Source organism: Flavobacterium sasangense DSM 21067, assembly GCF_000686885.1.
GTDB classification, from domain to species: domain Bacteria; phylum Bacteroidota; class Bacteroidia; order Flavobacteriales; family Flavobacteriaceae; genus Flavobacterium; species Flavobacterium sasangense.
In genome coordinates this window covers 100,064-112,715 of the sequence record NZ_JMLU01000006.1, presented here as the reverse complement: position 1 = coordinate 112,715, position 12,652 = coordinate 100,064, and the positions used below count along the sequence as shown (strand labels likewise).

The following is a 12,652-nucleotide window of genomic DNA, read 5'->3' as shown; positions in this document are numbered from 1 at the left end:
CTTTTTATATTAATAACCTGGGTTTTGTGTTAGATTAGGATTTGCTTGTAATGCTGTTAAAGGAATAGGGAAAACATTATAAGTGCTTGGAATACTAGTGCCTGTTTGAGTATTTCCTTTCCAAGGCCATAAGTAAGATCCTCCAGTAAATTTACCAAAACGGATTAGATCACTTCTTCTGTGTCCTTCTAAGTTAAGTTCTCTAGCTCTTTCGTCAATTAAAAAATCTAGAGTTAATTGACCAGGAGTTATTGTTGATGCATTTGCTCTAGTTCTAACTGCATTAACATAATCAGTTGCTTGATTAATAGTTCCTCCAGAAGCTCCTCTTACAACGCATTCTGCAAACATTAAGTAGGCATCAGCTAATCTGAATAAAGGGAAATCTGTTCCAGAGAATACAGTAGGGGTTGATGCTGAAAAATAATTACTATTTCTAAATTTAACAGATGGATAACCATGTGTCCATTCTTTATAGTCTACCATTTCATATTGATGACCAGAGGTCCAAAACAATTGTGCTCTATCGTCAGTTGAAGTGCCTAAATCACCGAAAAGTCCATACCAAGATTTTGTTGCTCTGTGTCCAGCCCATGCATCATTCCCACCAGGATTTCCAAATGCAATAGTGTTCATAGTAGCACTATTCATACTTCCATTAACAATGTATGTAGTATTACCAAAACTTTGACTTACTAAAGCATCAGCAATTAGAGGGTAGATGATTTCAGGAGAAGTTCTATTGTCTCCTGAAAAGTTACTTACAAAATTTGTAGCAAGTGTATATCCACCTTCATCAATTACCTTTTTAGTATAAGTTAATGCTTCTGTATAGTGAGCAGTTCCTGTATACACTTCTGCGTTCAAGTAAAGTTTAGCTAATAACATTCTTACGACTGCTTTGTTTGCTCTTCCGTAATCGTTAGAAGTAGCGATTGAATTTTCAATAGCTAATAATTCCGATTCAACAAAATCAAATAATTGTTGTCTTGAAGCTTCTGGAAGTGGAGCAGATTGACCTACGTTTGCTTCCGTTACTAAAACTCCTTTTCCAAAACAATCTATCATGTAATAATATGCTAAAGATCGTAAAAAACGAACTTCACTTATTACAGATTGTTTATTAGGTACATCTACATTGTTTAAGACTAATAACAAGTTATTACATTGTGGAACAGTATAGTACACGCGATTATATAAATATCTGAAAAATTTGTTGTTTTCATCCCAATTTGAAGCTGTTGTTAATTGGTCTAAACCATTGTCTCCCCAACGGTTTTTCATTCCGTCAGCTGTAAATTCTTGAAGATTGATAATTCCTCTTAAGAATGGAGATTCTCCTGGGTCATCACTAATATCTGAACTTCCTGGGCCATTAGGACCTGAAAGTGCAAATGAGCCATATAGTTTTGACATAATTCCAGTGATAGCATTAGGGTCTTGTTGTAGCAATTGCTCTAAAGACAATTCTACTCTTGGTTCTGTATTTAAGTCATCGGTACAAGCAGATAACGAAGCAAGTAGCAGTACACTTAAACCAAATAATTTAATTCTTTTCATATTTCTTTTTATTAAAAGTCAAAGTTTAAACCAAATGTGAAACTAGTAGGTCTTGGATAAAAATTATTATCAATTGCACCGAAGTTTTCAGGATCTTGTCCTGTATATTTAGTTAAAATAAAAGGATTGTTTATTGCTCCATAAACTCTCATTGAAGAGTTTTTATAGAATTTGTTAAAACGGTAACCGAGAACAATGTTTTCACAACGTAAGAATGTAGCGTCTTCTAAGAAGTAATCTGAAAATGTTGCATTTCCGTTGTAGTTTTGAAATTGTATATCAGCAGCTCCATTATAAAAATCTAACACGTTCGATAAGCTATTTGAGTTTGTAGGAATAGATCTGTCAACCCAACCAGATGTTAATTTTCTTGCGTTATACACTTGTCCGCCTAATTGTCCTCTAAAACTAGAGCTGAAATCCCATTGTTTGTAGTTGAAGTTAATTCCAAAGCCAAAAGTCCAGTTTGGAGTTACAGCTTTATAATATCTGTCGTCATTAGTAATTACGCCATCAGCATTTCTATCAACAAACGCACCAGGAATAGCAGCGCCATTTCCATCATATAGTTGTTGGAAAACCCAGAAAGAATATGGTTGGAAGCCAACGGCATTTTGCGCAATGTTTACATTTGTTCCTGTAGGTAAACTTCCTCCAGCTGATAAAGTAGTTACATCTTTAAGATCTGTAATTTCTACATAACTGTAAGCTACGTTTGTAGCGATTTCTAAGTTGAAATTATCTGTTTTTACAGGTTTGAAATTTAAGCTTAATTCAAAACCTTTACTTTCGGTACTACCAACATTTTTTATAAAAGTATCAGATAAACCTTGTCCAGGAGGTAAAGGAACTCTTGCTAATAAATCAGTTGTTTCTCTTCTGTAAATATCAAAACTACCTGATAAGAAGTTGTTTTTGAATAAATCAAAATCAATACCTAAGTTATAAGTAGTAGTTTTTTCCCAAGTTAAATCTTCATTAAATACTAAAGCAGAGTAAAGATTTGAATTATCTAAATATTGACTATTATTGCTACCGATTGTAAACAATGGAGTTGATGGGTAAAATCCTACATTTCCTGTAATGTCTTGTTGACCAGTTTTACCAACTCCTAATCTAACTTTAACATCGTTAATGAAATTAATGTTTTTGATAAATTCTTCTTCTTTTAATTTCCACGCTAGAGCTGCAGCTGGAAAATATCCCCATCTTTTGTCTTCTCTAAATAATGAAGAACCATCTGCTCTCAAAGAAAGTGTTACAAGATATTTGTTTGCCAAATCAAAATTTGCTCTTCCAAAGAAAGATTGTAAATTTAATACGTTGTAATATCTGTTATTTGGATTGTTATCATTAGGTAGAATTTCTCTTACACCAGTTGTTTCATTATAACGATAAATTTCTTTATTACCATCGTTTTTAAAATTTTGGTAAGAATAACCTCCTTGAACATCAAATTTTGTTAAAAAGCCATTTAAACTTTTAGTATATACTAAATAAGAATCAAGTGTAGTGTTGGTCATGGTTTGATTTTCCTCGTAGTTTTTACCAGGATTGAAAACATAATCAGCTCCAGAGTTTATTACACGATATGTTGCCATAGCATTATTACTGAATCTTTCTTTGATTTGTGCTTCTGAAGCATCAAGACCTAAGTTTACTACCGCTCTTAATTCTGGTAAGAAATGCATTTTATAGTCAAATTCAATATTTCCAAGGAAACGAACCGCTCTTTCTGGTCTAGTTCTTTGCATTAATAATGCTACTGGATTATATTGTCCACTGATTGTGTTTGTTGGGTTTCCACTGCCGTCAAGAACAAAATCTTGATAATAGCCTCCAAATCTGTTTGTAGATGAGTTATCTCGGATTGGTTTAGTAGGGTCCATGTTAATCGCACCACCTAAAGCACCACCTTCATCAATTGCATTTTTATTAGTAAAAATTCCTTTTGCATTTGCATCAATCTTTAAATGATCACTAAAAACTTTAGGAGTCATTTTTAATGAATAACTCAATCTTTCATAATCATTGGTTTTAACTAAACCTTCATTTTTAGTATATCCAATTGAAGCTCTGAATGGAATTTTGCCATATAAATTAGCTTTTGCACTGAAGTTGTGATCAGTCGAAATAGCAGTTCTGTAGATAGCATCTTGCCAATCCGTGTTGTAAAGTATTCTTCCTTCAATTTCAGGAGTACTAGGGTCATCAGTAGCTGTAGTTGTAGGATCGTCAATTCCAAGGAAATTTGTGTACGATGGGTGATAAGTTTGAATGAAGTTTTTAAATTGTTCTCCATTCATTACATCAATTTTTTTACCTACTTTCCCAATCGTAACATTAGATGAATAGTTAAATTCTGGTGTTCCATTAGTCCCTTTTTTAGTTGTAATTATAATTACACCATTAGAAGCTCTTGATCCATAAATTGCTGTTGCAGAAGCATCTTTTAAAATTGTAAAACTTTCAATGTCGTTTGGATTGATTAAGTTTAATGGGTTACTAACACCAGCTGGAGTTGTATTGTCTACAGGTATCCCATCTATTACTATTAAAGGACTACTATTTGCGTTTAATGATGCACCACCTCTAATTCGGATGTTAGGTGAAGAGTCTGGTTGACCCCCATTATTTGTAATTCTAACACCTGGTGACTTTCCTACAAGTAATTGGTCTGCAGAAATAATAGCACCTTTATTGAAATCTTTAGTTGTAATTGATTGCAAAGATCCGGTGGCATCTTTTTTTGTTGTTGTCCCATACCCAATTACCACAACATCTTTTAATTCTTTTTGATCTTCTTTTAAAGTAATTGTGATAGTTTTCTGATTTTCATAAATTAGTGTTTCATCTGTGAAACCAATATAAGAAAATGAGATCTTTTCTCCTTTTTTGATGTTTGTTAAAGTGAAATTTCCATCAAAGTCGGTAGTAGTTCCATTAGTTGTGCCTGTGACTAATACGTTAACCCCTGGTAATGGCTGGTTGTTAGTGCCATCTAAAACAACTCCTTTGAGAGTGTTTTGTGCCAATAAGCCAAAGGGTAACATCAGTAGCAAAAGCAATAACTTTTTTTGCAGTGTTTTCATACAAATTGTTTAGGTTAAATTGTTTTTTAATCGCTTGTAAATTCACTTCTAATGTTAAATTTATGTAAAAATCTATACAAAAAAAATTGAGTTTTGCGAAAAACCTTTCGAAAACGTTTTCGTGTTGAAAACTTTATGGATTTGAGCTATTTTTTAGCATAATATTGCAAGACCCAAAAAAATAAGTTACATTTATTAAAAAATTATAACCGACTAAAATTCTTATGAGAAGAAAAGTTACTTTAAAGCAAATCGCAAAAGAATTAGATGTATCTATTTCAACTGTTTCAAAATCCCTTCGTGACAGCCCAGAAATCAGCGAAGATACTCGCTTAAAAGTACAAGCTTTTGCTAAATTATACAACTATAAGCCTAATAATATTGCGTTAAGTTTAAAGAATAAGAAAACTAAGACAATTGGTATTATCATTCCTGAGATTGTACATCACTTTTTTGCTACAGTAATTAGCGGAATTGAACAAGTGGCAAACGAATGTGGTTATAACGTTATTGTGTGTTTATCTGACGAGTCTTTCGACAAAGAAGTCATCAATATGGAAATGTTAGCTAATGGCAGTACTGATGGATTTATCATGTCGTTATCAAAAGAAACCCAACAAAAGAAAGATTTTCACCATCTTCAAGAAGTGATTAATCAAGGAATGCCTGTGGTGCTTTTTGATAGAATTTCTAATGATATTTTGTGTGATAAAGTAATTATAGATGACCAATTGGCAGCTTATGAAGCAACTAATTTCTTAATTTCAAAAGGATTGAAGAAAATCGCCTTACTAACTACAGTAGATTACGTTAGTGTTGGGAAATTAAGAACAGATGGTTATCTAAATGTTTTACACGATCACGGAATTGAGGTAGACGAAAGCTTAATAATTCGAATTGAAGATACTGAGCATTGCGATGAAAAAATTAATGAATTATTAGAAAACAAGTCGGTAGATGCTATTTTGGCGGTTAATGAGTTATTTGCTGTAACCGCAATAAAATTAGCGATGGCTAAAGGGATCAAAATTCCAGAAGATTTATCAGTTGTTGCTTTTACGGATGGAATTATCTCTAAATATTCCACTCCAACCATTACCACCATCAGTCAAAATGGTATTAAAATGGGAAGAAAAGCTGCCGAAATGCTAATCAAAAGGTTGGAATTAGAAGATGAAGAAGACGAACATTACAAAACCGAAATCATCGAAACGAATCTAATAATTCGAGAATCTACGAAATCGTGATAGTTGAGTTTAATTTATTGAAAATCAATTAGTTAAAATTTTAATTTACACTATTCGAATAAAAAATATTTGACAAAAAGCGATTATTTATTAAAAATAACCTTTTATATTTGTGAAATCAAAGCTTGTAAGTTCACTTCTAAAAACATAAGTTTTGATAAGTACATAGAACGCTTATCGATTTATTAATCAATAAATTACGATAATGGAAAAGCGTAAATTAGGTTTCTGGGAAATTTGGAACATGAGTTTCGGTTTTTTGGGAATCCAAATGGGTTTTGCCCTACAAAATGCTAACGCAAGTAGAATTCTTCAGCTCTTTGGTGCCGATGTTCATGAGTTGTCATGGTTTTGGATAATTGCTCCTTTAATGGGATTAATTGTACAACCTATAATCGGACATTATAGCGATAACACTTGGTCTAAATTTGGTAGAAGAAAACCTTATTTCTTAGCAGGAGCAATCTTAGCATCAGTTGGTTTAATTTTAATGCCGCAAGCCGAAATTTTCATTGCTTTCATGCCTGCTCTTTGGGTGGGTGCTGGAATGTTGATGATTATGGATGCTTCTTTTAACATTGCAATGGAACCGTTCCGTGCTTTGGTAGGAGATAATTTAAGAGCAGACCAACACACATTAGGTTTCAGTGTTCAAACTGCTTTAATTGGAATAGGTGCCGTGGTAGGATCATGGTTGCCTTATGTTTTAACTAATTGGTTTGGAATTAGTAATCAACCTTCAGAAGCTTCTGCAGTTCCACTAAACTTAATTTATTCTTTTATTATTGGAGCTATTATTTTAGTTGCTTCAATATTAATTACCATTTTCACAACTAAAGAATATTCTCCTGAAGAATTAGAACAATTTAGAGACGAGAAAGAACACAAAGAAGCTATTGGTGAAACCAATGAAGCCAAACTTTCAGATGTTTTTTCAGATTTTGCAAAAATGCCAGAAACGATGCGTCAACTAAGTTGGGTACAATTCTTTTCTTGGTTTGGATTGTTTGGAATGTGGGTTTTTACAACTCCGGCAATTGCCCAACACATTTATGGGTTATCAGTAGGTGATACTAAAAGTCCAGAATTTCAATCTGCTGGAGATTGGGTAGGAATTATTTTCGGAGTTTATAATGCAGTTTCTGCTGTAGTAGCATTTGCGTTGCCTTACATCGCAAAACAAATTGGACGAAGAAAAACACACGCACTTTCTTTAGTTTTAGGTGGAATCGGATTGATTTCTGTTTACTTTATGCCAAATAAAGAAGCTTTAATCTTCTCAATGATTTTAGTCGGATTCGCTTGGGCAAGTATTTTGGCTATGCCTTATGCTATTTTGGCGGGTTCTATTCAACCTAAAAAAATGGGTGTTTACATGGGAATTTTCAACTTCTTTATTGTAATTCCACAAATTATTAATGCTTTAATTGGTGGTCCTTTAGTGAAATACGTTTATAACGATCATGCTATTTATGCTATTGTTATGAGCGGTGTGAGTTTCCTATTGGCTGCCCTTTTGGTATTAAAAGTTAAAGATCAAAAAGATATTTAGACCATGAAAAAAGCATTCATATTCGACCTTGACGGCGTAATTGTTGACACGGCTAAATATCATTTTTTAGCTTGGCAAAAGTTGGCCAACCAATTAGGAATCGAATTTACGCACGAACATAACGAAAGTTTAAAAGGTGTAAGCCGTGTCCGTTCATTAGACATTATTTTAGAATTGGGAAATGTTCAAGCTTCCCAAGAAGATAAAAACAAATGGTTGGTTCAAAAAAATGAAGAATACCTTTCCTATTTAGTAGACATGGACGAAAGCGAAATTCTTCCAGGTGTACTAAAAGTATTGGAATATCTGAAAAGTAAAAACCAATTCATTGCTTTAGGTTCGGCAAGTAAAAACGCGCGTCCTATTTTAGAAAAAACCAATATCATGCACTTTTTTGATGCTATTGTTGACGGGAATGACGTTTCAAACGCAAAACCTGATCCAGAAGTATTTTTAAGAGCAGCACAATTGGTAGTAGTTTTAAATGAAAACGCTATCGTTTTTGAAGATTCAGTAGCGGGAATTCAAGCGGCTAATATTGCCAACATGATAAGTGTAGGAATTGGCGATGCCACCGTCTTACATGAAGCAAAGTACAATTTTAAAGATTTCACTTTTATTGATGAAGCCTTTTTATCGCAATTAATTGGTTAAGAAATTGACTAATTGACACATTAACAAATTGACATATTACAAAAATGAATCAAGATTATATACAACCCGACAATTGGTCGATTATTGAAGAAGGATTTGATGCAGAGCGAGTTAAATCTTCTGAAAGTTTATTTAGTATCGGAAACGGTGCTATGGGGCAACGCGCTAATTTTGAAGAACACTATTCGGGCAAAACGTTTCAAGGAAGCTACATTGCCGGAATTTATTATCCCGATAAAACAAAAGTAGGTTGGTGGAAAAACGGTTATCCTGAATATTTCGCTAAAGTATTAAACGCGCCAAATTGGATTGGAATTGACATTGAAATCAATGGCGAAAATTTAGATTTAGCCAAATGTCAGTCGGTTTCTAATTTCCGTCGTGAATTGAACATGAAAGAAGGAATTTATTATCGTTCTTTTAATGCCACTCTAGCAAATGGAATCGAAATCGCTGTAAAAGTACAACGTTTCTTATCATTAGATTTGGACGAAGTCGGCGTTATCAATTATGAAATAACGGCTTTAAATTCGGATGCAAAAATTGTTTTCAAACCTTATGTTGACGCTGGAGTTCATAACGAAGATGCCAATTGGGAAGAAAAATTTTGGGAACCAATAAGCGTAAAACATTCAGGAAACGAAGCTTTCGTAACGGCTAGAACTTTCAAAACACATTTTACAGCTACAACGTTTATGCAAAATAGTATTTTGTTAGAAGGTTCTAATTTGAGTGTTGCTCCAGTGAGTGTTGAAGAAACGAAAGAAAAGATTCAATTTTGCTATCAAGTTGCGGTTACAAAAGGGCAGTCGACTACTATTCAAAAAATTGGGGGTTACACCGTTTCAATGAATCATGAGGACACGATTTTAGCTGCTAAAAAAAGCATTGCAAAAGCATTAGAAATTGGCGTTGCTCAATTAACTGAAAACCAAAAAGAAGCTTGGGGTAAAATTTGGGAAATGAGCGATATTACTATTGATGGCGATGTAAAAGCCCAACAAGGAATTCGTTTCAATATTTTCCAATTGAATCAAACTTATTTAGGAAAAGATTCCAGATTAAATATTGGTCCAAAAGGATTTACAGGTGAAAAATACGGAGGTTCTACATATTGGGACACCGAAGCCTATTGTATTCCTTTTTATATGGCAACCAAAGACCAACAAGTTGCTAGAAATCTATTAGCTTATCGATACAACCAATTGGACAAAGCCATCGAAAATGCAGAAAAATTAGGTTTCAAAAATGGAGCTGCCTTGTATCCAATGGTAACGATGAACGGAGAAGAATGTCATAATGAATGGGAAATTACTTTCGAGGAAATTCATAGAAATGGTGCCATCGCTTTCGCTATTTTCAACTATTACCGATTTACAGGTGATTATTCCTATATTCCAGAAAAAGGCTTAGAAGTTTTAATCGGAATTGCGCGTTTTTGGCATCAAAGAGCTACTTTTTCAACATATAGAAATCAGTATGTGATTCTTGGTGTTACGGGGCCAAATGAATACGAAAACAACGTAAACAACAATTGGTACACAAATTATATAGCAAAATGGTGTATTGATTACACTGTTGAACAAATCAATAAAATTGAAAACGAATATCCATCGGATTATACCCGAATCATGAATAAAGTGAAATTATCACAAGCCGAAATTTCTGCAATGAAAAAGGTGGCAGATAATATGTATTTTCCTTATTCCGAAGAACACGGTGTATATTTACAGCAAGATGGTTTCTTAGATAAAGAATTGATTACCGTAGCGGATTTAGATAAATCGCAACGACCAATTAATCAAAAATGGTCTTGGGATAGAATTTTACGTTCACCATATATCAAACAAGCCGATACGTTACAAGGATTCTATTTCTTCGAAGATCATTTTACTAAAGAACAATTAGAAAAACATTTCGATTTTTACGAACCGTTTACCGTTCATGAAAGTTCGCTTTCGCCTTGTGTACATTCCATTCAAGCGGCTGTTTTAGGTAGAATGGAACAAGCGTATACGTTTTATTTAAGAACTTCGCGTTTGGACTTAGACGATTACAACAAAGAAGTCGAAGAAGGTTTGCACATTACTTCAATGGCGGGAACTTGGATGAGTATCGTTGAAGGTTTTGGTGGAATGCGTGTTAAAAATAACCAATTGCATTTTGAACCAAAAATTCCAGCACAATGGAAAGGCTATTCTTTCAAAGTGAATTTCAGAAACGCTATTGTAAAAGTAGAAGTAAAACAAGAAGGAACATACGTTTCTATTGAAGGAAATTCAGATGTGGATGTTTTTGTAAACGGAGAATCGCAATTAATAAAATAGTAAGACATGAAATCGCCATTAACAAAAAGTTTGCATAAGCAAACACCTATGATTAAAAAAGGCGATACCATATGTTACCGCTAAAAAATAAAATTTAAACATATGAATAAATATTTTGTTTCAGTATTAGTAATGGTTTTTTCGATTCTTGGGATGAATGCTCAAGAATTAAAATCGCCAAATGGGAATTTCAAGATGATTTTCGCTTTAGAAAATGATGGTACACCAACGTACCAACTTTTCATGAAAAACAAAGAAATCATCAAAAAAAGTAAGTTGGGTTTAGAACTTCAAAAAGATAAAAAGTCGTTATTAAATGACTTTAAATTGGTAAACGAAGTTCGTAACACTTTCGATGAAACTTGGAATACCGTTTGGGGTGAGGAAACCGAAATCCGCAACCATTACAACGAATTAGCGTTAACTCTGAAACAAAACGAAACGGAACGACAAGTAATCATTCGTTTTCGATTATTCAATGATGGTTTAGGTTTCCGTTACGAATTCCCTGAACAAAAAAACCTAACGTATTTTGTAGTAAAAGAAGAACGTACCGAGTTTGCTATGACTGGTGATCACACCGCATTTTGGATTCCTGGTGATTATGATACACAAGAATACGATTTTACAGAAAGTAAGTTGACTGAGATTAGAAAGTTATTCCGAGGTGCTGTTTCTGAGAATGCATCACAAAAACAATTTTCAGATACAGGAGTACAAACTTCTTTGATGTTAAAAACTGCGGACGGAATTTACATCAACATTCACGAAGCGGCATTAATCAATTATTCTTGCATGCATTTGAATCTTGACGATAAAAATTTAGTTTTTCAATCGCATTTAACTCCTGATGCTAAAGGAAATAAAGGACATTTACAAGCGCCATGTGTTTCGCCATGGAGAACGATAATTGCAAGTGCAGATGCTCGTGATATTTTAGCTTCTAGAATGACATTGAATTTAAATGAACCTTGTAAAATAGAAGATACTTCTTGGATTAAACCTGTAAAATACATCGGAGTTTGGTGGGAAATGATTACCGGAAAAAGCTCTTGGGCATACACCGATGAAATTCCATCCGTACAATTAGGAGTAACGGATTTCACCAAAGCTAAACCAAATGGTAAACACGCAGCAAATACCAAACACGTAAAAGAATATATCGATTTTGCTGCTAAACATGGTTTCGATGCGGTTTTAGTAGAAGGTTGGAACGAAGGTTGGGAAGACTGGTTCGGTCACGAAAAAGATTATGTATTCGATTTCGTTACTCCTTACCCTGATTTTGATGTAAAAGGAATTCACGAATATGCGAAATCTAAAGGTGTGAAAATGATTATGCATCACGAAACTTCTGGTTCAACTCGAAATTATGAGCGTCATTTAGACAAAGCATTTCAATTTATGAATGATAATGGATATGATGCTGCTAAAACGGGTTATGTAGGTAACATTTTACCTTTAGGCGAACATCATTATAGTCAATCGATTTTAAATCATTATCAATATGTGATTGAAAAAGCAGTCGATTATAAAATCATGATTAATGCGCATGAAGCGGTTCGTCCAACAGGAATTTGTAGAACGTATCCTAATATGATTGGTAACGAATCAGCTCGTGGAACAGAATTCCAAGCGTTTGGTGGTTCAAAAGCAAATCATACTACTTTATTGCCCTTCACGAGATTACTTGGTGGTCCAATGGATTACACACCAGGAGTTTTTGAAATGGATATTGCCAAATTAAATCCAAACAACAATTCACATGTGAATACAACCTTAGCGAATCAATTGGGATTATATGTGGTAATGTATTCGCCACTTCAAATGGCTGCCGATTTACCAGAAAACTACAATCGATTCTTAGATGCGTTCCAATTCATAAAAGATGTTCCTGTTGAATGGTCAACTTCGAAATATTTAGAAGCTGAGCCAGGTTATTACATCACCATCGCAAGAAAAGATAAAAATTCTAACAATTGGTTCGTTGGAAATTCAAACGGATACAATGCTAGAACATCCACTATTACTTTAGATTTCTTAGAAAAAGGAAAAAAATACGAAGCCATTATTTACGCTGATGCTGCCGATGCGGATTACAAAACGAATCCACAAGCTTACAAAATTTCAAAACAAAAAGTAAACAATAAAACTAAATTGAAATTAAGAACGGCAGCTGGCGGTGGCTACGCTATTAGTATTGTTGAGGTTAAATAATAT

The 12,652-nt window shown here is 33.8% G+C and carries 7 protein-coding genes; 5 read left to right on the top strand and 2 right to left on the bottom strand.

The genetic code is table 11. The features are described 5' to 3' along the window. Positions 1 to 9: 9 nt before the first annotated feature. Complete coding sequence (locus BP92_RS0106630; RefSeq protein ID WP_026725343.1) at positions 10 to 1,560, bottom strand: RagB/SusD family nutrient uptake outer membrane protein; 1,551 nt, start codon at positions 1,558 to 1,560, stop codon at positions 10 to 12. An 11-nt stretch (positions 1,561 to 1,571) separates the two neighbouring features. Continuing rightward, on the bottom strand, positions 1,572 to 4,652 hold the full coding sequence (locus BP92_RS0106625) for a SusC/RagA family TonB-linked outer membrane protein (RefSeq protein WP_026725342.1): 3,081 nt from the start codon (positions 4,650 to 4,652) through the stop codon (positions 1,572 to 1,574). A gap of 224 nt (positions 4,653 to 4,876) precedes the next feature. Here BP92_RS0106625 and BP92_RS0106620 point away from each other — a divergent pair, with 224 nt between their 5' ends. From BP92_RS0106620 to BP92_RS0106600, 5 genes are all read left to right on the top strand, one after another. Then, on the top strand, positions 4,877 to 5,899 hold the full coding sequence (locus BP92_RS0106620; RefSeq protein ID WP_026725341.1) for a LacI family DNA-binding transcriptional regulator: 1,023 nt from the start codon (positions 4,877 to 4,879) through the stop codon (positions 5,897 to 5,899). Between the two features lie 205 nt (positions 5,900 to 6,104). After that, a complete protein-coding gene (locus BP92_RS0106615) occupies positions 6,105 to 7,451 on the top strand; it encodes an MFS transporter (RefSeq protein ID WP_026725340.1) in 1,347 nt (448 codons plus the stop codon). Between the two features lie 3 nt (positions 7,452 to 7,454). Further along, positions 7,455 to 8,105, top strand: coding sequence for a beta-phosphoglucomutase (pgmB, locus tag BP92_RS0106610; protein ID WP_026725339.1), 651 nt, complete (start codon positions 7,455 to 7,457; stop codon positions 8,103 to 8,105). Between the two features lie 44 nt (positions 8,106 to 8,149). Further along, positions 8,150 to 10,432, top strand: coding sequence for a glycoside hydrolase family 65 protein (locus BP92_RS0106605; RefSeq protein WP_026725338.1), 2,283 nt, complete (start codon positions 8,150 to 8,152; stop codon positions 10,430 to 10,432). Between the two features lie 102 nt (positions 10,433 to 10,534). Next, positions 10,535 to 12,649, top strand: a complete 2,115-nt coding sequence (locus BP92_RS0106600; RefSeq protein WP_026725337.1) for a glycoside hydrolase family 97 protein — start codon at positions 10,535 to 10,537, stop codon at positions 12,647 to 12,649. Positions 12,650 to 12,652 lie beyond the last annotated feature (3 nt).

What these genes read in the sequence shown, in the direction of transcription:
- BP92_RS0106630 (WP_026725343.1), bottom strand. Translation starts at nt 1,560, where the DNA reads ATGAAAAGAATTAAATTATTTGGTTTAAGTGTACTGCTACTTGCTTCG.
- BP92_RS0106625 (WP_026725342.1), bottom strand. Translation starts at nt 4,652, where the DNA reads ATGAAAACACTGCAAAAAAAGTTATTGCTTTTGCTACTGATGTTACCC.
- BP92_RS0106620 (WP_026725341.1), top strand. Translation starts at nt 4,877, where the DNA reads ATGAGAAGAAAAGTTACTTTAAAGCAAATCGCAAAAGAATTAGATGTA.
- BP92_RS0106615 (WP_026725340.1), top strand. Translation starts at nt 6,105, where the DNA reads ATGGAAAAGCGTAAATTAGGTTTCTGGGAAATTTGGAACATGAGTTTC.
- pgmB (WP_026725339.1), top strand. Translation starts at nt 7,455, where the DNA reads ATGAAAAAAGCATTCATATTCGACCTTGACGGCGTAATTGTTGACACG.
- BP92_RS0106605 (WP_026725338.1), top strand. Translation starts at nt 8,150, where the DNA reads ATGAATCAAGATTATATACAACCCGACAATTGGTCGATTATTGAAGAA.
- BP92_RS0106600 (WP_026725337.1), top strand. Translation starts at nt 10,535, where the DNA reads ATGAATAAATATTTTGTTTCAGTATTAGTAATGGTTTTTTCGATTCTT.